The sequence below is a fragment of the Paraburkholderia caffeinitolerans genome (genome assembly GCF_902859945.1).
Classification (GTDB): Bacteria; Pseudomonadota; Gammaproteobacteria; order Burkholderiales; family Burkholderiaceae; genus Paraburkholderia; species Paraburkholderia caffeinitolerans.
In genome coordinates this window covers 77,097-100,063 of the sequence record NZ_CADIKL010000029.1, presented here as the reverse complement: position 1 = coordinate 100,063, position 22,967 = coordinate 77,097, and the positions used below count along the sequence as shown (strand labels likewise).

Genomic DNA, 22,967 nt, shown 5'->3' with positions numbered 1-22,967 from the left:
CCGATGATAGTGCGGATTGCCCGTGTGAAAGTAGGTAATCGTCAGGCTCCCTATGCAGTACGTCCAGAACCCCGGTGGCTCCGAAAGAGCGCCGGGGTTCTGGCGTTTACGTGCGTGGAAAATGCAACGCGCGCTTAGTCTTCCCAGACTAAGCGTCAGAGCGTGACAACAAAAAGACCCTCCCGGCTGGAAAGTCCAGCCGCGCCAAGAGAAAGCTCACTGCGACGTATGGAGACCGTTCGGCGGCCCCGATATGTCAGTTCAGTGCCTGCGACGCATGCGGTCGAGCACATGATGCTCGGCCAGCCAGTGGTGCATCATGCCTTCGCCGTCGTGCTCCTGCTTGTAGGCGCGCGATTCAAAAATCGATAGCCCGAGCAGAACCAGCAGACCGACAGCAAGGCCGATCAGACCCGCAATAGTTTCGGCATCCATGGCAGCCTCCTTCGGTTGCAGCCATGTGAGTATCTTAGGACAGAGACAGGCAGGAAAAAAATAGCAATGTTCGCGAGCCGTCAAATGCGTCTCGCACGCGTTAGACTGCTGCACAGCAACATTATTTGAAGGAGTTTGCGTTGATGTCACGTGCCTGGCTGGCCATAGCGATGATTGCACTGCTTTCTGCATGCGCCGACGATGCAACCACCAAGCATCATGGGCCGCCGCCCCACGATCCGGCCGATTATCACGGCGTTCCGACCGATGATCGTCCCCCGATGATGAGCGAAACGCCGCCGGCGCAGTAAGCGCGCCAGCGGACGAAAGCAGGCGCCTCAGGGCGCCTGCTTCACTTTGGCGGCTTGAATGGCGCCAGTGATCCGGGGTAGGAGCGGGGACAGGGTCAAGCCGCGCGCTGCCATGAAGATCAGCAACGCCATCCAGAGACCGTGATTGCCGAATGGGCCAACAAGCGCCCACGAGGCGACGAGGAAAACAAGCAGCGAGGCAGCCATGGCCTGCATCAATTCGCGGGTGCGGGTGGCGCCGATGAAAACTCCGTCGAGCAGGAAACCCCACACGGAAATGAGTGGCGAGAGTGCCGCCCATGGCAGAAAGGTTTGCGCGGCTGCGCGCACGGCAGGCTGGTCGGTCAATTGTGTGATGATCCACGTACCGGCGCCCCAGTAGACCACTGAAAACCCGAGCGCACCCAGCACCGCCCAGAACAGGTTCACCTTGACCGCTTGCCGAAAAGCGTCGCGGTCGCGTGCGCCAATCGCCGCACCCACGAGTGCTTCGGTGGCGTGAGCGAAGCCATCGAGCCCGTATGCCATGAAAGTCTGGAAATTGAGCAGCAACGCATTGGCTGCAAGGATCGCATCGCCTTGTCTTGCGCCTACGTGCGCGAACCAGCCGAACGAACCCAGCAGGCACATCGTGCGCAGAAAGATGTCACGATTGATTGCCACGAGACGCTTGAGCGCGGCCGGCTCGACGATCGTGCGCCACGCTAGCGGCGCGAGATTGCGCGGCCGCAGGTGCCACAGCACGGCAGCGCCGAACGCGAAGCCCATCGTGTCGGCGGTTGCCGTCGCTGCGCCAATCCCCGCAATGCCCCAGCCGAATCCATAAACGTAGGCGAGCACGGCAATCACATTGACGACGTTGATGAGCACCTGCGAGATCAGTGCGATACGTACGCGTTGTGTGCCGAGCAGGTAGCCGAGCACGACATAGTTCGCCAGCGCAAACGGCGCTGAACCAATGCGGGCATGGCAATAGATACGCGCATTGCGCTGGACTTCGTCGCTGCCACCGATCAGTTCGAGGACATAGTGGATCAGCGGGGACTGCATCAGCAAGATCAACGCGCCTATGCCGAAAGCGAGCAGCAAGGCTCGCACGACGTTTGCTCGCAAGCTGGGTTGATCGTCAGCGCCGAATGCTTGTGCGACGAGCCCGGTGGTGCCCATGCGCAGAAAGCCGAAGCCCCAGAACACACAGTTGAAAAAAAGGCCTCCCAGCGCGACGCCGCCGAGATCTGCGGCACTGCCCAGATGGCCAGCGACAGCCGTATCGACGGCGCCCAGAATGGGCTGGGTGAGATTCGCGAGGACGATCGGAAAAGCCAGCACCAACACGCGCCGATGCCAGCCACCGCGCGTCGGAAGTGCCAGATTCTCGCTCAACTGCGTTCCTGCACGCAGATCCACGGAGAAACTACAACGGCCCAGAGTTCGGGCTTGCGTTCGGCGTAGTCGGCGGCAGTCGAAGCCTGCATGCGTTCAATGAGGCCGGCGGAGAGCCATTGCGTCACTTGCTCGCCGTTGTCGCTTGCAATGGCTTCGGCGATGCTCACGAGGTCGAGGTCGCGTGCGACCGCGAGCAGCTTGCCTTGGGCGAAAAATCGTTCGAGGTCCTGCCAATCGATCTTGGCGGTCTCGCCAAGCAACTTTGCGTAAAGCGGGCTAGGGGCGTCGTCGTGGGGAGTCGTGGCGTCGGTAGTCATGGTCTTAGGTATTGAGTTGCGGGCGTTACTATAAACGATAGGTTGCGGATGGGCGGCCTGCCGCCCGACATGGTGCCGAGTATCGAGCGGAAGATCGGGCCCACTCGCGATTCATGCAAGCGGACTAGTCGGATGCGTGAATGCGCAGTAGAAAGAACGCATAGGAAATTCGACTTTCGATGATTAATCGGACAAAAAGCGCCAACAGCCGGATGAGCAAAAAGTCTGATAAAAGATGGCAATCTCGAAGCCGAAATTCGGTGTTTCAAAAATTCCACTCTCGCGGATAATTGCATTTATTTGTGCGCTTGCACACCAAATAGAAAGGTGAGCGAACGGCTTCGACATGCAGTATTGCGGTGCGGGATAATGCAGCGTGCAATGCTTCTTCGGGCGCACTTGTTAACACGCCGCTACGCCCGTCCCACAAGCCTTTTCGGCATTTTCAGCCGACTATGCATAGCGCGCTGCAATGCGCACATTTATGCTCGAATGCTGTAACGCCGGCGGGTCGATTCGTCATCGGAAATTGATGCGACACATAATCCGTGCGCCGCGACACATTTTCGATCTAATTAAGTGATTGCGCCGTCAGAGGCGCGTTGATAGATTGCCACTCGGCGCATGGTAAACCGGTCCTTTGCCGATATGCGCCAAACCCCCGTTAGCCCGGCATCATGCCGGGCTTTTTTTTGCCGAAACCAGTTAGCGCGGCGGCAAGTCTCGAGCCGGATCGATCGAGCGTCCTTGATAGCGCAGTTCGAAATGCAGCATGACGCGATCACTGTCGCTGCTGCCCATTTCGGCGATCTTTTGCCCCTGCGTCACGGTCTCGCCTTCCTTCACGAGCAACGCCTGATTGTGCGCGTAGGCAGTCAGGTATTCGCTGTCGTGTTTGATGATCAGCAGGTTGCCGTAGCCGCGCAGGCCATTGCCGGCATACACGACCGTGCCCGGTGCAGCGGCGACGATAGGCGTGCCGGCGCTGTTGACCATGTCGATGCCCTTGGAGTCGCGTCCATCAAAGTTGCGGACGACTTGGCCCGTGGTCGGCCAGATGAGCGAAATGGACGAAGCGGGCGCGGCGGCCGTGCTCGCGCTGTCCGCAGTGTCCTGGCGCGGGGCGGTGCGCTGGGCGCTGGCCGACGAGCCGCCCGGCGGCGCGACGCGCAGCACCTGGCCGACTTCGATCGAGTCGGGGTTCGGCAGATTGTTCCAGCGCACGATATTCGAAACCGACTGGCGGTTGCTGCGTGCGATTTTGCTGACCGTGTCGCCGCGCTCCACGCGGTAGAACCCGGGGCCGACCGGTGCCGATCCGCACGCCGCGAGCAGCGCGACGAGCGCCGCGCATGCAAAACGTCTAAATCCCTTTGCCAACGTTGATCCTCGCAAGACGCTGCCGGCGGTTCGCCTCGGGGAGGGGCACCGTTCCGGCAAAACAAAACGTTCAATTCTAGCGAATTTGGCGCCACGCCTGCGTTTTTCCCCTGACGAATCGGCTGGCGCAATCACCCATCAGAGGCTGTAGGGCGGCAACGCGCCGCATATCAGGCGAGCGCTTCGAAGCGCAAGCGCAAGGCCGCGGCTTCGGTGGTGCCTGGGGCGAGCCAGCGCAGGCCGAGGCCGTTGTGAATGGCATCGGGCAGGCCGAGCCATGGTTCGACGCAGTAAAAGTCAGAGTCGGCCGCTTCGGTCCAAGTCGTCACCGCGTACCAGGGGAGCGAGCCCGGCCGGTCGAGGTCGAATGTGACCGCATGCTCGAGCCCAGGCGCAACCAATCGTACCGGCCCCACCGGCGCTGATCGTTCGAGCACGTGAAAGCGGTCCTGAATGCGCGCATCGTCGAGGCAATACTGCTGCTCGCCAGACTCCGGCGCGCTGATCGAACCATCGGGCAACTGATGGCGACGCTGTGTCGGTGGCAGGTCGAGCGTGCTCTGCGCGCGCTGCTCATGCGGCAACTCGAAGTAGAAGTGATGGCCCGCATACCAGGGCATGGGCGCGTCGCCGGTATTCGTCGCGGTGAGTACGACATCGAGTGTGTGATCGTCGGCGAGCCGGTAGGCCGCTTCGAAGCGAAATGCGAATGGGTAGCCACTGTGAGTGGCCGCGGAGTCCACCAGTGTCATGCTCACGCCGCGCCCATCGGCATCGACTTTGGCGGTGAACGGGAGATCTCGCGCGAGGCCGTGCGTCGGCAGATCGTGCACGACGCCCTGAACATCGCGCCAGCGGCCGATCTGGCCATCGACGAAATGGCGCCCAAGAAACGGGAAGAGCAGGGGATTGCCGCCGCGCACGCGTGCTGGCTGATCCCAGTTCGCGTTGTCGGGCCAGCGGATGACCGGCCTGCCGTCAACGTGCCACGACAGCAGCCGCGCGCCGGCCCGCGGTGCCAGACGCAAGGTCGAGGCGCCGCGGGTAAGTTCGAGAATATCGTGTTGAGGGCTTGATTCCATGGGCGGGCGTTGAGTCGAAAGGAAGGAGAGGGCAACGGCGAGATGGGTTCAAAGCCGGGACTGCGTCGGTGTTCGATGCGCCCAGGGATTGTGCGCCGCTTTCGGATGCGTGGAAACCCTTGTCGGGAAATCGTGGGTGTTGCGCAAGCTTCTGCAAGCCCATAATCGCCCTGAATCGTGCGATTGCGCACGTGGCAACGAAGAAACGAAGAAGGAGGGCGCCAAAATGGATCTCGCCATGGCGATGGGAATGGGACTGTTCAGTTTGTTTATCGGCAGCAGCGCGTACTTCTTCTATAAGGTCGCCCGCTGATCGATCATTCACCTGAGCAACAGGTCACAACGCTTTCATTATTCTTTCGTGTTTCTTCGCTCCGACTTTCGGTTCACATCTTCCATCTTGCGAACAGGTTACCCATAGGGTTTGTTCGCGCTCGAATTTTCCATTCCTTTGTTACGCGAATTCGATTTTTCTCCGCACAATTTTGTTGCGACGCGGTAACTTTTCAGACAAATGAGTCTCGATGCTTGGCGCTGTAATACGGCCCCGGCATAATCGGTGCGCCTTGCCGCACCGTCCCCCGTGATGGTCCGGCACTCTGTCCAACCATCTCGAGGATCCCCGCGTGAGTCTCTCGTTTCTATTCTTCCTGAGCGTGCTGCAGGGTGTCACGGAGCTTTTCCCGGTCAGCAGTCTTGGCCATACCTTGCTCGTACCGGCGCTCTTCGGCATGCATATCGACAAGCATGCTCCGCAGCTCCTGCCGTTCCTCGTTGCGCTGCACCTGGGTACGGCGGTCGCGCTGCTCTGGTATTTCCGTGCGCGCTGGGTCGCGCTCATCAGCGGCTTTTTCGCTTCACTCGGCGGGCGCAAGAATGACGACGGTCACATGATGTGGGCGCTCATCATCGGCACGATTCCGACGGGTCTTGTTGGTCTCTTGCTCGAAAAGCGCATCGAGGCGATCTTCCATGATCTGCGGATCGTTGCCGCGGCGCTGATGGTGAACGGCGTGCTGCTGTGGTTCGGCGACCGCTTGCAGCGTGCGCGCACACATCGTCCGCCCGAGAAACTCACGTTCCGCCAGGCATTTCTCGTTGGCCTCGCGCAGATTGGTGCGCTGATTCCTGGCTTCTCGCGTAGCGGCCTGACGATGATCGCGGGCAACGCCGCGGGTCTCACCGCAGAGAAGGCCGCTGAGTTCTCGTTCCTGCTCGGCACGCCTATCATCTTCGCGGCAGGCGTGCTCGAACTGCCGAAGCTCTTTCATGCGCACGACCAACTCATGACCGCCCTGGTGGGGGGCGTGCTGACCGGCATCGCTGCGTGGCTGAGCGTGAAATTCCTGATGCGATATTTCGAAGGGCGCGGCCGTCTCGCATCGTTCGGGTTGTACTGCGTGATCGCGGGCGCGGTCTTTCTCGGTTGGTTCGTGACGCATCAGCAGCCGGTTTGATGATTTGACTGTGTTGGTGCCGCGTTGCTGTAGACGCCGTGGGACCACAATCGGGCAGGGCCGGTGCGGGCCGGACGAGGTATAATCCACGCCCGTCTGCGCCGTGCCTGCGGCGCATAGCCTTGCAGACCACTCACGCGACAGTAGCTCAGCTGGATAGAGCATCGGCCTTCTAAGCCGAGGGTCGGGGGTTCGAGCCCCTCCTGTCGCGCCAATGAATTCAAGCACTTAGCCCGGTTTCTAAAGCCGGGCTTTTTGCTTTCTGGACTCCGTGTAAGCGCTGGTGTAAGCATTTTTCAGCAATGCTGGAGCGCCAGCGCGGTCGATGGACTGGCTGCGAGATATCGTCTACAGATCTTGATCCAAAAAAACGGGCAGCCAACGCTGCCCGAGAAAAAAGCCGAACGCTCTCGACGCCCAGCCATCGTGGTCACAATGGCTTAAAGCTTCAAATCAAGCGAATTGGTCAAATCGCCCATCGCCGGCGCGCCGTTGGTCTTGAGCGCGACGTCGCGCGCGGTGAGGCCCGGCAGCGCGGGCAGCGCAAAGCGTCGCGTGATGAGGCGCAGGATCGAAGTCGTGTCGTACTGCGTATGATCGACGTAACCCTTCTTCGCATACGGCGAGATGACCAGCGCCGGAATGCGCGAGCCCGGGCCCCAGCGGTCGCCCTTGGGCGGCGCGACGTGATCCCAGAAGCCGCCGTTCTCGTCATACGTGACGATCACGACCATGTTGTTCCACTGCGGGCTCTTTTGCAGATGCGCAATGACGTCGGCGATGTGCTGATCGCCGCTCGTCACGTCGGTGTAGCCCGCGTGCTCGTTGAGGTTGCCCTGGGGCTTGTAGAACGCCACTTGCGGCAGCGTGCCCGCGTCGATCGCCTTGATGAACTCGCTGCCGTCCATGCCGCCGTCGAGCAGGTGTTTCGCGCGCGCGTCGGTGCCCGGCGCGTAGTTCGCGAAGTAGTTGAACGGCTGATGGTGCGGCTGAAAGTTCGGCGCCGTCATGTTTGCGCCGTAGATCACGTTCGACGTGCTGTTTTGCGCTGCGCTCAAGGCCGCGCCCCATGCGCCGCCGTACCACGCCCACGAGACGCCCGCGTTCGAGAGCAGGTCGCCGATGGTTTGCGAGGTTTGCGGTGGCAGCGTCGATGCCGCATTCGGGTCGGCCAGATTTGTGTCGCCGCCGGAAGCGGCCTTGTTGCCGCTCGGCTGGTACGGCGGCTGCATTGTGTTGATCGCGTAGAAGTCGGGCGTGAGGTTGCCCGACTTCACGAATTTCGGTGCGCCGCCGAGCGCCGACGCCGGCGAGTTCGAGGCGAGCGTGAGCGAAACGCCATCGGCGTTGACGGCCGAGATCGAACTGGCTGCCGGGCTCTTGTCCGCGCTCGCGTAATAGGGCGTGCACGCGCACACGAGCCACTGGTGATTCAGGAACGAGCCGCCGAACGCGCCCATGAAGAAATTGTCGGCAAGCGTGTATTGCTGCGCGATTTTCCAGAGCGGCAGCGTTTGCGCGTTCGTCGTGTAGTGGCCCATCACGAGGCCGCCTGAGTCGGCCCACGCGGCGAACATGTCGTTCTTGCCGCCGTGGATCTGCATCTGGTTTTCGTAGAAGCGGTGATAGAGGTCGCGGGTCGTCACCGAGAGCGGCACGTTGAAGCCCTTCGGATCGTCGATGGCGAACGGCGCGTTCGGCATGTTCTCGGTCATCGCCGCCGTCACCACGGGCGTGACGCCCGTTTGCGTGAGGCCATTCCAGACGGTCGGCAGCGTGGCGAGCGCCGAGCCGTCACGGTCGAGCTGCTGCGCGCTTTGCGCGCTCACGTTCTGCAGGCCGTTGGCGCCGGGGAAGTTGCCGTACAGATTGTCGAAGCTGCGGTTTTCCGCGTAGATCACGACGATGTTCTTGACCGACGACAGGTCGGCCTTCTTGTCGTCACTGCCGCCGCATGCCACTACGCTCAGCGTCGCCGCTGCGATCGCAATCGGCGTTGCGTAGAACCATTTTTTCTTGAGCATTCTTTTCTCTCTCGCGTTGGGGGCCTCATGGCGGCCAGCGCGCGGACATTGTCGCGAAGCCGGCCATCGGGCGACGCGCAGTGTCTCAGCGTAATTTGACAGTCGTATGTAAATAATTACGTTTTGCTTTTTTGATCCCTGTGATTGCATGACTTCGTGCTTACGTGGAGTCATCTGTTCGTCATGTGATTGACATACGCTTTCGCGATTTCGATGCGCGATGGCGTTTGGCCATACGCGTGCCGCAGCGAGCGAGTTTTGGGGATCCCTTCATGTTGCAAAGATTGGCGCGTCAGTCGACGCAGACACAGTTTCAGACGCACGCCCCGGCAGGGCGCTCAAGCCGTTATGGCCGTCTGTTGCTGGTAGTGGGTGTGCTGGCGTCGCTGACAGCGTGCGATGGCGGCACGCCCCGGACGGAGAACACCGGTGGCGTCGATCAAGGCGTGAGCGGAGCGAATGAAGGGCGCGGCGCGAAGCCAATGAAGATCGCCATGTCCGTGCCTGGTTCGACGGCAGCGTCCACCGGCCAGCCGCACGGCCAGTCACGCGCCGAGGTCTACGCCCAGGTGCGCCGCATGACGGCGCTCGGCAAGCAGATGTTCTTTGATCCCTCGCTCTCGGGCTCGGGCAAGATGTCGTGCGCGACCTGTCATAACCCGGATCGCGCCTTCACGCCAGCCAACGCGCTCGACGTGCAGATCGGCGGTGCGGATATGCACCGCCCCGGCATGCGCGCCGTGCCGACGCTCAGGTATTTGCAGGCGGTGCCGCCGTTTGCGGAGCACTATCACGACTCCGACGACGAAGGCGACGAGAGCGTCGACGCCGGTCCAACGGGCGGTCTCACCTGGGATGGCCGGGTCGATCGTGGCGCGGACCAGGCACGTATCCCGCTGCTTTCCTCGTTCGAGATGGCCAGCACGCCGCGCAAGGTGGCCGATGCGGTGCGCGCGGCGCCTTACGCGAACGCGTTTCGCGAGGCATTCGGCGAGCAGGTCCTCGACGACGAGGAGGCCACCTTCAAGGCCGTACTGAAGTCGCTGGAAACCTTCGAGCAGACGCCGGAGGTGTTCTATCCGTACACGAGCAAGTACGACGCGTACCTCGCGGGCAGGACGACGCTCACAGCGGCGGAGTTGCGCGGCCTGCAGTTATTCAACGACGAGACGAAGGGCAATTGTGCGAGCTGCCACATCAGCCAGCGCGCGAAAGATGGCTCGCCGCCGCAGTTCAGCGACTTTGGGCTGATTGCGGTTGGCGTGCCGCGCAACCGCGCGCTCGCGGTGAATCGCGATCCGCGCTTCTTCGATCTGGGCGCGTGCGGGCCGGAACGCACCGATCTGGGCGGCCGCGCCGAATTTTGCGGACTGTTCCGCACGCCGACGCTGCGCAACGTCGCGCTCAAGAAGACGTTCTTCCACAACGGCATCTATCACTCGCTGGAGGACGTGATGCGTTTTTACGCGCGGCGCGACACGAATCCGGACGAGTTCTATCCGGTGGTGAAGGGCAAGGTGAAAAAGTTCGATGATCTGCCGCGCCAGTATTGGGCGAACCTCAATACCGAGGCGCCGTTCGATCGTAAGCCAGGCGATGCGCCGGTATTTACCGACGCGGAGATCAAGGACGTGGTGGCGTTTCTAGGTACGCTCACCGATGGCTGGCAGCCTTCGGCCCATTGAGCGTGTAACGAGTGCCAGGTCAGTTGCCCGCAATCAGGATGCAGGTGGCCGTGAGCACGACGAACGAGGCGAGCAGGCACAGGACGCCGCCGCGCAACATGGTTTCGGGCCAGCGCGGCCCGCTCTCGAAGTGAATGGCGAACGGCACATTCGCCTCGGGCCGAGGCTTGTGTGTGTGCTGGGCGATCATGGCCATGAGCCCAATGGCCAGTAGAGACAGCATCACGGCAAAGATCCGTAGGGCGATGGCGTAAGTCATGACGGGAAATGCCTAGCGGTGCGTAAGTGATTGATAGGCAAAGCTTATGGACCGCCTGCCTGAATCGCTATCGGATCAATCCGAAACGCTTGCGGAATTCAGTCGAAAATTCACCCTTGTGATGGGTGAGGCGCACCGTGGCCTCGCCGCGCTGGGGCAGGTAAAAATTGGGGTGCGTGTTATTCTTTTCGGCAATTTCACATCCCATTTAACACTCCATCAGGGAGAACGCTCAATGCTGAAGTCGCCCCGTATTCTGTCCGGCCTTGCTGCCGCATTCCTGCTGTCGGCGGGTTCGGCCGCTCAGGCTGCCAATCTGGGTTTCCTCAATGACACGCCGGCTAGCTGGATGACGCCGGCGGACTACAAGTCGCTCGCCAGCGCGGTGCGGGATTCGATTGCGAACAAGTCGGATGGCGAAACCTCCAACTGGAATAACGATGGTCTTCGCAACCCCGTGAAGATGGAAGCCACCATTACGCCGAATAAGACCCAGAAGGACGGCGACAAAACCTGCCGCGATTCGGAAGTGGTCGTGACCGCGAAGGGGCAGTCGATGACGCTGCGTCCGCAGTTCTGCCGTGTCGGCAGCGGCGCCTGGGTCTATCAGAAGAAGCACTGAGCACGCAGTGAACGGCAAGACCGTCTCGTGCGGCATCGTGCTGCTCGACCCGATCGGTCGCGTGCTGCTCGCGCACGCGACCGGCACCGGTCACTGGGACATTCCGAAGGGGCAGGGCGAGCCCGGCGAAACCGAGGCGCAAAGCGCATTGCGTGAAATGGTCGAGGAGACCGGTATCGCGATCGACGCGGCGCGGCTTGTCGATCTTGGGCGCTTCGTGTATCGGCGCGATAAGGATCTGCATCTGTTCGCGGTGCGTGCCGAAGCAGGGGAGCTCGATCTGTCGCAATGCCACTGCGTGTCGCTTTTCCCGCGTCGTTACGACGGCGTGATGATTCCCGAGATGGACGCCTGGGCATGGGTCGCGCCCGCCGACGTGGACCAGTACGCAAGCCGCAGTCTCGCGCGGCTCTTCGGCACAACGCTCTCGCTCGCCGGGCTGCACGGCCAGCTTTGACTGACGCATACGGCTGCCGCGCTGGCGGACCCGGACAAATAAAAAAAACCGCACGTGTTGAACTGACCTGCACCCCAAAGGTTGGATCGGTGTCCAACTTAAGGGGTTCAGTTCAGAACGTGCGGGTTTTTTGCATCTGGAGCTGAAGCGGCAATACCTTCTGCCGCTTTTGCTTGCTTACTTGCCCCAACTGTCGCGCAGGCCGACGATGCGGTTGAACACCGGTGCACCCGGCTTTGAGTCGTAGCGGTCGGCGACGAAGTAGCCATGGCGCTCGAACTGATAGCGGTCTTCCGGCGCCGCGTCGCGCGCGCCCGGCTCCAGATACGCCTGCGTCACGCGCTTGGAATCCGGGTTGAGCGCTTCGAGGTAGTCGCGACCGCCCGCGTCGGGCTGCTCTTCGCGGAACAAACGGTCGTAGAGGCGCACTTCCGCCGGGCACGCATGCGGCGCGCTCACCCAGTGGATGTTGCCCTTGACCTTGTAGTTGTTCGCGCCTTCCGTGCCAGACTTGCTGTCCGGGAAGTAATTGCAGTGCACGGCGATCACGTTGCCGTTCTCGTCCTTGTCCGCGCCCGTGCATTCGATCACGAAGCCATAGCGCAAACGCACCTTGTTGCCCGGGAACAGGCGGAAATAGCCCTTGGGCGGCGTCTCATTGAAGTCCTCGCGCTCGATCCACAACTCGCGCGAGATCGGGAACGTGCGCAGGCCGCGTTCCGGGTGATGCGGATGCACGGGCGCAGTGCAGTCTTCGCTTTGACCTTCGGGATAGTTGTCGATGATGAGCTTGAGCGGGTCGAGCACGGCGGCCGTGCGCGGCGCCTTGTCGTCGAGATCGTCGCGCAGCGCGCCTTCGAGGATGCTCATGTCGATCCACGAATCGACCTTGGTTACGCCGATGCGATCGCAGAACAGGTGAATCGCTTCAGGCGTGAAGCCGCGCCGGCGCACGCCGACGATGGTGGGCATGCGCGGGTCGTCCCAGCCGTCCACATGGCCTTCGGTCACGAGCTGCAGCAGCTTGCGCTTGCTGGTGATCGCGTAGGTGAGGTTCAGGCGCGAGAACTCGATTTGCTGCGGCAGCGGGCGCGTGAAGACGCCGGCGTCGGCGAGTTCGTTGAGCACCCAGTCGTAGAGCGGACGATGGTCTTCGAACTCCAGCGTGCACAGCGAGTGCGTGATGTTCTCGAGCGCGTCCGAGATGCAGTGCGTGTAGTCGTACATCGGATACACGCACCATTTGTCGCCGGTGCGGTAGTGATGTGCGAAGCGGATCCGGTAGATCACCGGGTCGCGCATGTTGAAGTTCGGCGACGCCATGTCGATCTTCGCGCGCAGCACGTGCGCGCCTTCCTCGAACTCGCCAGCCCTCATGCGGCGGAACAGGTCGAGGTTTTCATCGACGGAGCGGTCGCGGAACGGCGAGTTCTTGCCGGCTTCCGTGGCCGAGCCGCGGTTCGCGCGCATCTCTTCCGGCGACTGGCTGTCCACGTAGGCTTTGCCGCGTTGGATCAGCAACTCGGCGAACTCGTAGAGCTTGTCGTAGTAGTCGCTCGCGTAGAAGAGGTAGTCGCGGTCGTCGTTGTCCTTCTTCCACTCGAAGCCGAGCCAGGTGACGGCGTCGATGATCGAATTGACGTACTCGACGCTTTCCTTTTCAGGATTGGTGTCGTCGAAACGCAGATGGCACACGCCACCATAGCTCTTCGCCACGCCGAAGTTCAGGCAGATGCTCTTCGCGTGGCCGATGTGCAGATAGCCATTCGGCTCCGGCGGGAAGCGCGTTTCCACGCGCTGCGCCCACTTGCCCGAGCGGTTGTCGTCGTCGATGATGTTGCGGATGAAATTGGATGCCGCAGGCGCGTCCGTGCGGTCGGCGTCTTTACGTTCGGTATTCATGCGAAAAGGGAAGTCGTTCGAGGGCGCGGTACATAAGGAAAGGCTCAATCCGGCGCCCAGTGGTGTCTTCCATTCTACCTGACGAGGTGGGGCCTGCCAGTCCCGGCTCGCGGGCGTTGCGCCGGCGCGTTGCGCGGGCTGCTGCGTGGCCTGGAAAGAACCGAAGGAAAAACGACGATGAACAAACCACGGATGCTGGTGTTGCCGGGCTATATGAACTCGGGGCCGGGGCATTGGCAAACGCGCTGGGAAGCCACACACGCGGGGTTCGAGCGAGTGCGCATGCCCGACTGGATGCATCCGGATTGCAACGCATGGTGTCGCACGCTCGAAGCCACATTGAATGCCGATGCGGCGGGCGAGGGCGGCGTACTGCTGGCGGCGCACAGTCTCGGCTGTCTCACAATCGCGCACTGGGCGGCGCATCACGCGAGCGCGGCGACGCTCGCGAAGGTCGCGGGCGCGCTGCTGGTGGCGGTGCCCGACCCGGACGGTCCCGAATTTCCGCGCGATGCGAGCGGCTTCGATCCGGTGCCGCTCGAACCGGCGCCGGTGCTGCCGTTCGCGAGCATTGTCGTGGCGAGCAGCGACGATCCTTATGGCGGGCTCGCATTTGCCGAGCGCTGCGCGCGCGCGTGGGACAGCCGCTGGATCGAGATCGGCGCGCGCGGGCACATCAATGCGGAAAGCGGTTTGGGGGACTGGCCGCAGGGCTTCGAATGGCTAATGTCGATGCGCAAGGGCGGGGTGGGTTGACGCCCACCTCACGCCCACCTCGTTACCCGCGCTTCAGGCCACGCCCTGGCCGCGCAACGCCGCCACCTGCTCCTCGCTATAACCGAGCACGTCGCGCAGTACCTCCACGGTGTGCTCGCCCAGCGTCGGCGGATGGCTCGTCACGGTGGGCGGCGTCTCGCTCATGCGGATGGGGTTGCGCACGAGCCGCGCCGTCGCGCCCGAGGGGTGCGGCACATCGACCTGCATGCCGCGTGACACTACCTGCTCGTTCTCGAACACTTCCGCGAGGTTGTTGATCGGCCCGCACGGCACGCCCGCGCCTTCGAGCGCGCCGATCCAGTCGGCCTTGCTGCGCGTGCGGATCAGCTCGGCGACGATCGGCACCAGCGTGTCGCGATTGCGCACGCGCGCGGGATTGGTGGCGAAGCGCTCGTCGTCGGCGAGTTCGGGGCGGCCCGCGACCTCGACGAACTTGCGGAACTGCCCGTCGTTGCCCACCGCGAGAATGATCCAGCTGTCGGTCGTCTGGAACGCCTGATAGGGCACGATGTTCGGATGCGCATTACCCCAGCGCGCGGGCGGCGTGCCGCTCGCGAGGTAATTCGTGTTCATGTTCGCGAGCATGGCCACCTGCACGTCGAGCAGCGCCATGTCGATGTACTGGCCGGCGCCCGTGCGGTCGCGGTGCGCCAGCGCCGTGAGCACGGCGATGGTCGAGTACATGCCGGTCATGAGGTCGGCGATCGCCACGCCGGCCTTCTGCGGGCCGCCGCCCGGCAGGCTGTCGCGCTCGCCCGTGATGCTCATGAAGCCGCCCATGCCTTGCACGATGAAGTCGTAGCCCGCGCGCGGCGCGTAGGGCCCGGTCTGGCCGAATCCGGTCACCGAGCAGTAGATGAGATCGGGCTTCACGGCGCGCAGCGACTCGTAGTCGAGCCCGTACTTCTTGAGCTGCCCGACCTTGTAGTTCTCCAGCACGACGTCGCTTTGCGCCGCGAGCTCGCGCACGATGCGCTGGCCCTCGGGCGTCGCGATGTCGAGCGTCACCGAGCGCTTGTTGCGGTTCGGCGCGAGATAGTAGGCGGCTTCGGCTGTGTCCTGGCCGTCCGGGGTCTTCAGGTACGGAGGCCCCCAGTGGCGCGTGTCGTCGCCGGCGCCCGGGCGTTCCACCTTGATCACGTCAGCGCCGAAGTCGGCGAGGGTCTGCGCGCACCACGGTCCGGCAAGGACGCGGGTGAGGTCGAGTACGCGGATATGACTGAGAGCGCCCATGCTTGTGTCTTCCAGTGTCGTTCTGTGGCCTGTAGCCGCCCATGCGGGCAGCGCGGCGGCCGATCCAGGCATCTTAAGCGATCTGTCCGCAGCGATGTTATTTTTCGGTACAAAGTTTCGCTGTGCGGAACTCGGAAGGCGAGGTGGACTGGCATGCCGGCGCGCTGTCGCGCCCGCGCACACTATGGAGCAGGCTGCCTGAGCGCGCTGCCGCGAGCGCGCGGCGATCCCGTATAATCGTTCGATTCAGCATCGCCGATTCCGCGCGCATCCGGGAGTAATCCAGGCCCATGCGCGGGCTTCGACGACCTCACAAGATTCAGCACTGAACGCCCCGAAGGTAAATACAGTACGCCATGAAAGCCGCCGAAATCCGCGAGAAATTCCTCAAGTTCTTCGAGTCGAAGGGCCACACGATCGTGCGCTCGTCGAGCCTTGTGCCGGGCAACGACCCCACGTTGCTGTTCACCAACTCGGGCATGGTGCAGTTCAAGGACGTGTTCCTCGGCACCGAATCGCGCCCGTACTCGCGCGCCACGACGGCGCAGCGCAGCGTGCGCGCGGGCGGCAAGCACAACGACCTCGAAAACGTCGGCTACACCGCGCGCCACCACACGTTCTTCGAGATGCTCGGCAACTTCTCGTTCGGCGACTACTTCAAGCGTGATGCGATCCACTACTGCTGGGAACTGCTGACCAAGGTCTACGGCCTGCCGGCCGACAAGCTCACGGTCACTGTCTACAAGGAAGACGACGAAGCCTTCGACATCTGGGCGAAGGAAGTGGGCGTGCCGGCGGAGCGCATCATCCGCATCGGCGACAACAAGGGCGCGCGCTACGCATCGGACAACTTCTGGCAGATGGCCGACACCGGCCCCTGCGGCCCGTGCTCGGAAGTGTTCTACGACCACGGTCCGGAAGTGTGGGGCGGCCCCCCGGGGTCTCCTGAAGAAGACGGCGACCGCTTCATCGAGATCTGGAATCTCGTGTTCATGCAGTTCAACCGCGACGCCCAGGGCAACATGACGCCGCTGCCCAAGCAGTGCGTCGACACGGGCATGGGCCTGGAACGCCTCGCCGCCGTGCTGCAGCACGTGCACAGCAACTATGAGATCGACCTGTTCCAGAACCTGATCAAGGCCGCTGGGCGCGAGACCGGCACCGCCGACCTCACGAACAATTCGCTGAAGGTGATCGCGGACCACATCCGCGCGTGCTCGTTCCTGATCGTCGACGGCGTGATTCCGGGCAACGAAGGCCGCGGCTACGTGCTGCGCCGTATCGTGCGCCGTGCAATCCGCCATGGCTACAAGCTCGGCCGCAAGAACGGCTTCTTCCACAAACTCGTGGACGACCTCGTCACGGAAATGGGCGCGGCCTATCCCGAACTGAAGGAAGCGCAGCAGCGCGTGACTGATGTGCTGCGTCAGGAAGAAGAGCGCTTCTTCGAGACCATCGAGCACGGCATGTCGATTCTCGATGCCGCCTTGGCTGACCTCGACGCCAGGGGCGGCAAGACGCTCGACGGCGAACTCGCATTCAAGCTGCACGACACCTACGGCTTCCCGCTCGACTTGACGGCGGACGTCTGCCGCGAGCGCAACGTCACGGTCGACGAACCGGCCTTCGACGACGCCATGGCGCGCCAGCGCGAGCAGGCGCGCGCGGCGGGCAAGTTCAAGATGGCGCAGGGCCTCGAATACGCGGGCGCGAAGACCACGTTCCACGGCTATGAGGAAATCGTCTTCGACGACGCGAAGATCGTCGCGCTCTATGTGGATGGCGCATCGGTCAATGAAGTGAAGACCGGGCAGGACGCCGTGGTCGTGCTCGACCACACGCCGTTCTACGCGGAGTCGGGCGGCCAGGTGGGCGACCAGGGCGTGATCTCGAACGCAAGCGTGCGCTTCGCCGTGGCCGACACCCTCAAGGTTCAAGCCGACGTGAGCGGCCACCACGGCACGCTCGAGCAGGGCACGCTCAAGGTGGGCGATACCGTGAAGGCGGAAATCGACGCCATCCGTCGTGCCCGCACCGCGCGCAACCACTCGGCCACGCACTTGATGCACAAGGCGCTGCGCGAAGTGCTGGGCCAGCACGTGCAGCAGAAGGGTTCGCTCGTCGATGCCGACAAGACGCGTTTCGACTTCGCCCACAACGCGCCGATGACCGATGAGCAGATTCGTCGCGTCGAAGAAATCGTCAATGCGCAAGTGCTGGCGAACGCGCCCGGCATCGTGCGCGTGCTGCCGTACGACGAAGCCGTGAAGGGCGGCGCGATGGCGCTGTTCGGCGAGAAGTACGGCGACGAAGTGCGTGTGCTCGACCTTGGCTTCTCGCGCGAGCTGTGCGGTGGCACGCACGTGAACCGCAGCGGCGACATTGGCCTGTTCAAGATCGTGGTGGAAGGCGGCGTGGCCGCAGGCATCCGCCGCGTGGAAGCGATCACGGGCGATAACGCCGTGCGCTTCGTGCAGGAACTCGACGCGCGGGTGAATGCGGCGGCGGCGGCTCTGAAGGCGCAGCCTTCGGAACTCACGCAGCGTATCGCGCAGGTGCAGGATCAGGTGAAGTCGCTCGAGAAGGAGCTGGGCGCGCTCAAGTCGAAGCTGGCATCGAGCCAGGGCGATGAGCTCGCGGGCCAGGCCATCGAGGTGAATGGCGTGCACGTGCTGGCCGCCACGCTCGAAGGCGCGGACTCGAAGACGCTGCGCGAAACGGTGGACAAGCTCAAGGACAAGCTCAAGAGCGCGGCGATCGTGCTGGCGGCCGTCGACGGCGGCAAGGTCAGCCTGATCGCGGGCGTGACGGCCGAGGCCAGCAAGAAGGTCAAGGCTGGCGAGCTCGTGAACTTCGTGGCCCAGCAGGTGGGCGGCAAGGGCGGTGGCCGTCCGGACATGGCGCAGGCGGGCGGCACCGAGCCGGCCAACCTGCCGGCCGCGCTCGCGGGCGTGAAGGGCTGGGTCGAAGCGAAGCTGTAAGGCTCAAACGCGGCTGAGAAGCCGCTGCGATCGATGTGATCAATGCAAAAGGGCTGTCCGAGAGGGCAGCCCTTTTTGTTTGGGCGCGCGCCGCGGGCGTGGTTTGGTCGCCCTCGGCTGCGCTCAGGCATTCGTCGACAAACGCACCGCCTTGGCCGTCTCCTCACGAGCGCGTGCTTCGCTTTGCGCATGCTCCAGCAGCGCCGTTTTCAACGCGTCCAGCGCGGGTGAAAAGTGCCCACGCCGCCATACGAGCAGCGTGTCGACCTGGCCGAGTTTTCCGAACGAGTGAATGGCCACTTCGTCGGTGTTGCGCTGCAGCTCGAGCACGGCGCGAGGCGCAACGGCCACGCCGGCGCCCGCCGCCACGCACGCGACGATCGCGTGATACGAGCCGAGCTCCAGCACGCGCGTGGGCCGGATGCCGTGCTCCAGATACCAGGCCTCCACATAGTTGCGGTAGGCGCAGCCGCGCTCGAACGCCACGAGCGTCGAGAGCGCGACGTCGCCGGGCTGGCGGATCGGCCGGTGGCCGCGCGGCGTGATCATCACCAGTTCCTCGCGGTACACCTTCACGTAGTCGAACGTTTCGGCGTCGGGCGGGCCGGCGAGCGGTGTAGCGATCAGCGCGGCGTCCACTTCGAATTCGCGCAGACGTTCGATCAGGCGGCCCGTGGTGCCGGTCTCCAGTTCGAGCGTGACCTCGGGCCAATTCTGGTGGTAGCGCGCGAGAACGCTTGGCAGACGGGTGGCCGCCATGCTTTCCATGGTGCCCAAGCGCAGACGTCCGCTCGGCGTGCCCGCCTTGACGGCGTGGCGCGCCTCGTCGGCTAGGGCGAGCAGGCGCTCGGCGTAGGGCAGCAGCGTCTCGCCCGCGGGCGTGAGCACGAGGCGGCGGCCGTCGCGCGTGAAGAGCGGCGTGCCGAGCTGGTCTTCGAGCTGCTTGATGCGCGTGGTGACGTTCGATTGCACCCGGTTGAGCTTGGCGGCGGCCCGCGTCACGCCGTTTTCGCGGACGACGGCGCGAAAGATCGCGAGTGCGGCGAGATCCATAATTCTCTCCTCGGGATGGATTCATTCATCATAATTCATTTTTAGTGAACGTTTGCGGCGACTACCATGCTCACACCGGCGTCCTGTGCGACGCCTTCCACGGAATCGCAGCCGATCATGAACGACATTGCTTCCCGCGCCGACGTCTCACGCGTGCTTCCCACCCATCCGGCCCATCGCCCGCACGCGGCGCGGCGCGCCGCGCTCGCCTGCATGGCGGTGCTGGCGGTGGCGCTCGGCGTCGGGCGCTTCGCGTTCACGCCGCTGCTGCCGTTGATGCTGCATGGCGGCGCGCTCGATTTGCGCCATGGCGGCTGGCTGGCGTCGCTCAACTACGCGGGCTATTTTGTCGGCGCGGTGGGATGCGTGGCGCTGCGCTTCGCACCCGCGCGCATCGTGCGCGCCGGGCTGGCGGCAACGGCGCTCCTGATCGTGGCGATGGGCCTGACGCATTCGTTCTGGATCTGGGCCGTGGTGCGCTTCGCGGCGGGCGCGGTGAGCGCGGCGACTTTCGTGTTCGCTTCGCAGTGGGGCCTGCGGCGCCTCGCGCAGCTCGACGCGAACGCGTGGGGCGGGGTGATCTTCACGGGGCCGGGCGTCGGCATCGTCGCGACGGGGGTGATGGTGAGCGCGGCGGGCGGCCTGGGCGCGCGGGCGGGCTGGATCGGCTTCGGGCTGATCTGCGCGCTGATCACGGTGCTCGTGTGGCCGGTGTTCGACGACGAGGCCAGCGATTCTCCTGTTGCAGCAACAACGCCATCGGCCCAAACCGCCACGCTGGCGACGCCCGCAGATGGGTCGCGCGCCGACGCCTTCTGGCTCGTGCTGCTGTACGGCGTGCCGGGCTTCGGCTACATCATTACCGCGACTTTCTTGCCCGTGATCGCACGCCACGCGCTGCCGGGCTCCGTGTGGCCCGACCTGTTCTGGCCGATGTTCGGCGTTGCGCTGATCGTGGGCGCGCTCTCGGCGGCGCGCGTGCCGCTGCACTGGGACAACCGGCTCATTCTTGCCGCGTGTTATGTGCTGCAGGCGCTGGGCATCGCGCTCGGCATCGTCTGGCCGAACGCCGTGGGTTTCTCGCTCGGCAGCGTGCTGATCGGCCTGCCGTTCACGGCGATCACGTTGTTCGCCATGCGCGAGGCGCGCCTGCTGCGCGGCGATCACGCGGCCGCGCTCATGGGCTATGCGACCGGCGCGTATGGGATCGGCCAGATTGCGGGACCGCTCGTGGCCGCGCCGCTGGCGGCTTCGACGGGCTCGTTCTCGCCGTCGCTCGGGCTCGCGGCGCTGGCGCTGCTTTCAGGCGCGGCGGGACTGGTGTGGCGCGCCATGCGAGCGCGTGGCTGAGGGAACCATCCCTTGCCGGGATGCCAGAGATAGAGATCGGCGCTGCACGCCGCCCGCGATGGCGCACTAAAATAGCCGTTTCGTGCCGTTTTTTGCCATTGCACGCCGTTGCGGAGTACTCGCGCAACGGCCGCCGTGCCCCCTGCCTGCGATCCCTACCGATTCATGAGCGAATACCAGTTTTGCCCGCGTTGCGCGTCGCGTCTCACCGAACGCGCCGATCCCGAACATGAGGGCGGCCGCGTGCGCCTCGCCTGTCCCGACCTCGCCTGCGGCTATGTCCATTGGAACAACCCGTTGCCCGTCGTGGCCGCCATCGTCGAGTACGAGGGGCGCATTCTGCTCGCGCGCAACGCGGCCTGGCCCGAGGGCATGTTCGCGCTCATCACCGGCTTCCTCGAAAACGGCGAAACGCCGGAAGAGGGCATCGCGCGCGAGGTGTTCGAAGAGACCGCGTTGCGCGCGCAAAGCGTCGAACTCGTGGGCGTGTACGAATTCGTCCGCAAGAACGAGCTCATCATCGCGTATCACGTGAAGGCGGCGGGCACCATCGCGCTTTCGCCGGAGTTGCTCGAATACCAGCTCGTCGAGCCCGCGAAGCTGCGGCCATGGCGTGCGGGCACGGGCCCGGCGCTCGGCGACTGGATGCGCCGGCGCGGCCTGCCGTTCGAGTTCGTCGAGCGGCCCGGACAGTGAGCGCGCATCGCGACGTTACCCGAATCCCGGTTGTTATCTCGAACCCCGCCTATTCGTTGAATCGACTCCCCAGATGAACCGACCCGTTGCCATTGCGCGTTCCGACTATCGCCATTTCCTGTCCATCACCACACGCTGGATGGACAACGACGTCTACGGCCACGTCAACAATGTCGTCTACTACAGCTACTTCGACACGGTCGTGAACGAGTATCTGATTCGCGCGCAGGCACTCGATATCGAGCACGGCACGACCATCGGGCTCGTGGTCGAAACGCAGTGCAACTACTTCGCGCCGCTCGTATTTCCCGATCGCGTGGAGGCGGGGTTGCGCGTGGCGCGGCTCGGTTCGTCGAGTGTGCGCTATGAAGTTGGGCTGTTTCGCGAAGGCGAGTCCACGCCCGCGGCGCAGGGGCATTTCGTGCACGTCTACGTCGATCGCGTCACGCGCCGCCCCGTGAGCGCGCTGCCTGGCGCCCTGCATGCCGCGCTGGCGCCACTCGTGGTTGCAGGCGCCGGCGTGCCGCCGGCCTGAACGCGCGCGTTCACCCGACACAACCACACCGCACAGGGCGCCTCCGTGCAGGCTTTCTTGATCGACATGCTCAACGGCGCAAGCTACGGCCTGCTGCTGTTCATGTTGTCCGCCGGACTCACGCTGATCTTCAGCATGCTCGGCGTGCTCAACTTCGCGCATGCGAGCTTCTACATGCTCGGCGCGTATCTGGGCGTCACGCTTGGGGCGACGCTGGGCTTCGGCTGGGCGCTTGTGCTCGCGCCGCTCGCCGCCGGCCTCGCGGGCGCCGCGTTCGAATGCACGCTGCTGCGCCGCGCGCACTCGGCCAATCCAGGTACGACGCACACGGCAGGCAATCCGCTCAATGCGCTTTTGCTGACCTTCGGCGCGGCGCTCGCGATCGGCGAACTGGTCAAGCTCGTGTGGGGATTACAACCGCTCGCGGTGAGCGTGCCCGCCTGGCTCGACGGCGCGCTCTTCCGGTTCGGCGGCGCGGCGTTCTCTCGCTATCGCGCGTTCGCGATGCTCGTGGCCATTGCGATGCTCGGCGCGATCCATGCGGCGCTGCGCGTCTCGCGCACGGGCCTCGTGGTGCGTGCGGCGCTTACGCATCGCGAGGCGGTGGAAGCGCTCGGCCACAATGTGCCGCGCGTGCAGACGATGGTGTTCGCGCTAGGCACGGCGCTCGCCGCGCTGGCGGGCGTGGTTGCCGCGCCGCTCTTCGTGGTCGAGCCGGCGATGGCCGAATCGATGGGCTCGATCGTGTTCGTGGTGGTCGTCACGGGCGGCCTTGGGTCGCTCTCCGGCGCGTTCGTCGCCGCGCTCGCGGTGGGCTTGCTGCAAACCTTCGCGGTGTCGAGCGACGTATCGTTGGGCGGTGTGGCCGCGCAGTTCGGCGTGACGCTCGCGCCAGCGTGGCGTGCGCTCACGCTGGCGCAGATTGCGCCGCTGCTGCCGTATCTGCTGCTGGTCGCGATGCTCGCGGTGCGCCCGCAGGGCCTGTTCGGCCAACGCGGCCAGCGTGGCGGGGACGCGTGACGCGA

General features: G+C 64.0%; 22 protein-coding genes and 1 tRNA gene. 13 read left to right on the top strand and 10 right to left on the bottom strand.

Annotation, left to right across the window (positions count from 1 at the left end; translation table 11 throughout):
- Positions 1-261: 261 nt before the first annotated feature.
- On the bottom strand, positions 262-435 hold the full coding sequence (locus HV773_RS24805) for a hypothetical protein (protein ID WP_174220040.1): 174 nt from the start codon (positions 433-435) through the stop codon (positions 262-264).
- A 143-nt stretch (positions 436-578) separates the two neighbouring features.
- Here HV773_RS24805 and HV773_RS24800 point away from each other — a divergent pair, with 143 nt between their 5' ends.
- Positions 579-746 carry a hypothetical protein gene (locus HV773_RS24800; RefSeq protein WP_174220041.1) on the top strand — a complete coding sequence of 56 codons (168 nt, stop codon included), beginning with the start codon at positions 579-581 and terminating at the stop codon, positions 744-746.
- Positions 747-773: 27 nt separating this feature from the next.
- Here HV773_RS24800 and HV773_RS24795 read toward each other — a convergent pair whose 3' ends face one another.
- From HV773_RS24795 to HV773_RS24780, 4 genes are all read right to left on the bottom strand, one after another.
- Positions 774-2,129 carry an MATE family efflux transporter gene (locus tag HV773_RS24795; protein WP_227875373.1) on the bottom strand — a complete coding sequence of 452 codons (1,356 nt, stop codon included), beginning with the start codon at positions 2,127-2,129 and terminating at the stop codon, positions 774-776.
- On the bottom strand, positions 2,126-2,449 hold the full coding sequence (locus HV773_RS24790) for a DUF2288 domain-containing protein (protein ID WP_129561631.1): 324 nt from the start codon (positions 2,447-2,449) through the stop codon (positions 2,126-2,128). Before HV773_RS24790 ends, HV773_RS24795 begins: the two co-directional genes overlap by 4 nt.
- Before the next feature lie 705 nt (positions 2,450-3,154).
- Positions 3,155-3,829 carry a peptidoglycan DD-metalloendopeptidase family protein gene (locus HV773_RS24785; protein ID WP_343052378.1) on the bottom strand — a complete coding sequence of 225 codons (675 nt, stop codon included), beginning with the start codon at positions 3,827-3,829 and terminating at the stop codon, positions 3,155-3,157.
- Positions 3,830-3,999: 170 nt separating this feature from the next.
- A complete protein-coding gene (locus HV773_RS24780; protein ID WP_129561633.1) occupies positions 4,000-4,911 on the bottom strand; it encodes an aldose epimerase family protein in 912 nt (303 codons plus the stop codon).
- A gap of 136 nt (positions 4,912-5,047) precedes the next feature.
- On the opposite strand from HV773_RS24780, the gene HV773_RS24775 reads away from it, so the two are divergent.
- The 3 genes from HV773_RS24775 (at position 5,048) to HV773_RS24765 (ending at position 6,582) form a co-directional block, all read left to right on the top strand.
- Entirely contained in the window at positions 5,048-5,224 is a 177-nt protein-coding gene (locus HV773_RS24775) for a hypothetical protein (RefSeq protein WP_160113446.1), read from the top strand.
- Positions 5,225-5,537: 313 nt separating this feature from the next.
- Entirely contained in the window at positions 5,538-6,368 is an 831-nt protein-coding gene (locus tag HV773_RS24770) for an undecaprenyl-diphosphate phosphatase (protein WP_129561635.1), read from the top strand.
- Between the two features lie 137 nt (positions 6,369-6,505).
- Positions 6,506-6,582, top strand: a tRNA-Arg gene (locus HV773_RS24765).
- Positions 6,583-6,808: 226 nt separating this feature from the next.
- On the opposite strand, the gene HV773_RS24760 is transcribed toward HV773_RS24765, so the two are convergent.
- The gene (locus HV773_RS24760; protein ID WP_129561636.1) at positions 6,809-8,392 is read right to left on the bottom strand and encodes an acid phosphatase; all 1,584 of its coding nucleotides are present in this window, start codon (positions 8,390-8,392) and stop codon (positions 6,809-6,811) included.
- A 272-nt stretch (positions 8,393-8,664) separates the two neighbouring features.
- Between HV773_RS24760 and HV773_RS24755 the strand changes: the two genes are divergently transcribed.
- Positions 8,665-10,077, top strand: coding sequence for a cytochrome-c peroxidase (locus HV773_RS24755; protein WP_129561637.1), 1,413 nt, complete (start codon positions 8,665-8,667; stop codon positions 10,075-10,077).
- Between the two features lie 19 nt (positions 10,078-10,096).
- On the opposite strand, the gene HV773_RS24750 is transcribed toward HV773_RS24755, so the two are convergent.
- Entirely contained in the window at positions 10,097-10,336 is a 240-nt protein-coding gene (locus HV773_RS24750) for a hypothetical protein (RefSeq protein WP_160113447.1), read from the bottom strand.
- A 46-nt stretch (positions 10,337-10,382) separates the two neighbouring features.
- Between HV773_RS24750 and HV773_RS24745 the strand changes: the two genes are divergently transcribed.
- On the top strand, positions 10,383-10,958 hold the full coding sequence (locus HV773_RS24745) for a hypothetical protein (protein WP_227875374.1): 576 nt from the start codon (positions 10,383-10,385) through the stop codon (positions 10,956-10,958).
- A 7-nt stretch (positions 10,959-10,965) separates the two neighbouring features.
- Positions 10,966-11,415: an NUDIX hydrolase gene (locus HV773_RS24740; RefSeq protein ID WP_129561639.1), complete on the top strand. Its 450-nt coding sequence runs from the start codon at positions 10,966-10,968 to the stop codon at positions 11,413-11,415.
- A gap of 177 nt (positions 11,416-11,592) precedes the next feature.
- On the opposite strand, the gene HV773_RS24735 is transcribed toward HV773_RS24740, so the two are convergent.
- Positions 11,593-13,317, bottom strand: a complete 1,725-nt coding sequence (locus HV773_RS24735; RefSeq protein ID WP_129561640.1) for a glutamine--tRNA ligase/YqeY domain fusion protein — start codon at positions 13,315-13,317, stop codon at positions 11,593-11,595.
- Positions 13,318-13,494: 177 nt separating this feature from the next.
- On the opposite strand from HV773_RS24735, the gene HV773_RS24730 reads away from it, so the two are divergent.
- Entirely contained in the window at positions 13,495-14,073 is a 579-nt protein-coding gene (locus HV773_RS24730) for an RBBP9/YdeN family alpha/beta hydrolase (protein WP_129561641.1), read from the top strand.
- Between the two features lie 33 nt (positions 14,074-14,106).
- On the opposite strand, the gene HV773_RS24725 is transcribed toward HV773_RS24730, so the two are convergent.
- Positions 14,107-15,327: a CaiB/BaiF CoA transferase family protein gene (locus HV773_RS24725; protein ID WP_129561642.1), complete on the bottom strand. Its 1,221-nt coding sequence runs from the start codon at positions 15,325-15,327 to the stop codon at positions 14,107-14,109.
- 356 nt (positions 15,328-15,683) lie between these two features.
- On the opposite strand from HV773_RS24725, the gene alaS reads away from it, so the two are divergent.
- Positions 15,684-18,308, top strand: a complete 2,625-nt coding sequence (alaS, locus tag HV773_RS24720) for an alanine--tRNA ligase (RefSeq protein WP_175197019.1) — start codon at positions 15,684-15,686, stop codon at positions 18,306-18,308.
- Positions 18,309-18,431: 123 nt separating this feature from the next.
- On the opposite strand, the gene HV773_RS24715 is transcribed toward alaS, so the two are convergent.
- On the bottom strand, positions 18,432-19,361 hold the full coding sequence (locus HV773_RS24715; RefSeq protein WP_129561643.1) for a LysR substrate-binding domain-containing protein: 930 nt from the start codon (positions 19,359-19,361) through the stop codon (positions 18,432-18,434).
- 117 nt (positions 19,362-19,478) lie between these two features.
- Between HV773_RS24715 and HV773_RS24710 the strand changes: the two genes are divergently transcribed.
- The 4 genes from HV773_RS24710 to HV773_RS24695 all read left to right on the top strand — a co-directional run bounded on the left by HV773_RS24710 (position 19,479) and on the right by HV773_RS24695 (position 22,962).
- Entirely contained in the window at positions 19,479-20,711 is a 1,233-nt protein-coding gene (locus tag HV773_RS24710) for a YbfB/YjiJ family MFS transporter (protein ID WP_129561644.1), read from the top strand.
- A 165-nt stretch (positions 20,712-20,876) separates the two neighbouring features.
- On the top strand, positions 20,877-21,407 hold the full coding sequence (locus HV773_RS24705; RefSeq protein WP_129561645.1) for an NUDIX domain-containing protein: 531 nt from the start codon (positions 20,877-20,879) through the stop codon (positions 21,405-21,407).
- Between the two features lie 73 nt (positions 21,408-21,480).
- Positions 21,481-21,942, top strand: a complete 462-nt coding sequence (locus tag HV773_RS24700) for an acyl-CoA thioesterase (protein WP_129561646.1) — start codon at positions 21,481-21,483, stop codon at positions 21,940-21,942.
- 45 nt (positions 21,943-21,987) lie between these two features.
- Positions 21,988-22,962 (top strand): branched-chain amino acid ABC transporter permease, encoded by a 975-nt coding sequence (locus tag HV773_RS24695; protein ID WP_129561647.1) that lies wholly within the window; start codon positions 21,988-21,990, stop codon positions 22,960-22,962.
- The last annotated feature ends 5 nt before the right edge of the window (positions 22,963-22,967 follow it).

What these genes read in the sequence shown, in the direction of transcription:
- HV773_RS24805 (WP_174220040.1), bottom strand. Translation starts at nt 435, where the DNA reads ATGGATGCCGAAACTATTGCGGGTCTGATCGGCCTTGCTGTCGGTCTG.
- HV773_RS24800 (WP_174220041.1), top strand. Translation starts at nt 579, where the DNA reads ATGTCACGTGCCTGGCTGGCCATAGCGATGATTGCACTGCTTTCTGCA.
- HV773_RS24790 (WP_129561631.1), bottom strand. Translation starts at nt 2,449, where the DNA reads ATGACTACCGACGCCACGACTCCCCACGACGACGCCCCTAGCCCGCTT.
- HV773_RS24780 (WP_129561633.1), bottom strand. Translation starts at nt 4,911, where the DNA reads ATGGAATCAAGCCCTCAACACGATATTCTCGAACTTACCCGCGGCGCC.
- HV773_RS24760 (WP_129561636.1), bottom strand. Translation starts at nt 8,392, where the DNA reads ATGCTCAAGAAAAAATGGTTCTACGCAACGCCGATTGCGATCGCAGCG.
- HV773_RS24755 (WP_129561637.1), top strand. Translation starts at nt 8,665, where the DNA reads ATGTTGCAAAGATTGGCGCGTCAGTCGACGCAGACACAGTTTCAGACG.
- HV773_RS24750 (WP_160113447.1), bottom strand. Translation starts at nt 10,336, where the DNA reads ATGACTTACGCCATCGCCCTACGGATCTTTGCCGTGATGCTGTCTCTA.
- HV773_RS24745 (WP_227875374.1), top strand. Translation starts at nt 10,383, where the DNA reads ATGGACCGCCTGCCTGAATCGCTATCGGATCAATCCGAAACGCTTGCG.
- HV773_RS24735 (WP_129561640.1), bottom strand. Translation starts at nt 13,317, where the DNA reads ATGAATACCGAACGTAAAGACGCCGACCGCACGGACGCGCCTGCGGCA.
- HV773_RS24730 (WP_129561641.1), top strand. Translation starts at nt 13,495, where the DNA reads ATGAACAAACCACGGATGCTGGTGTTGCCGGGCTATATGAACTCGGGG.
- HV773_RS24725 (WP_129561642.1), bottom strand. Translation starts at nt 15,327, where the DNA reads ATGGGCGCTCTCAGTCATATCCGCGTACTCGACCTCACCCGCGTCCTT.
- alaS (WP_175197019.1), top strand. Translation starts at nt 15,684, where the DNA reads ATGAAAGCCGCCGAAATCCGCGAGAAATTCCTCAAGTTCTTCGAGTCG.
- HV773_RS24715 (WP_129561643.1), bottom strand. Translation starts at nt 19,361, where the DNA reads ATGGATCTCGCCGCACTCGCGATCTTTCGCGCCGTCGTCCGCGAAAAC.
- HV773_RS24710 (WP_129561644.1), top strand. Translation starts at nt 19,479, where the DNA reads ATGAACGACATTGCTTCCCGCGCCGACGTCTCACGCGTGCTTCCCACC.
- HV773_RS24705 (WP_129561645.1), top strand. Translation starts at nt 20,877, where the DNA reads ATGAGCGAATACCAGTTTTGCCCGCGTTGCGCGTCGCGTCTCACCGAA.
- HV773_RS24700 (WP_129561646.1), top strand. Translation starts at nt 21,481, where the DNA reads ATGAACCGACCCGTTGCCATTGCGCGTTCCGACTATCGCCATTTCCTG.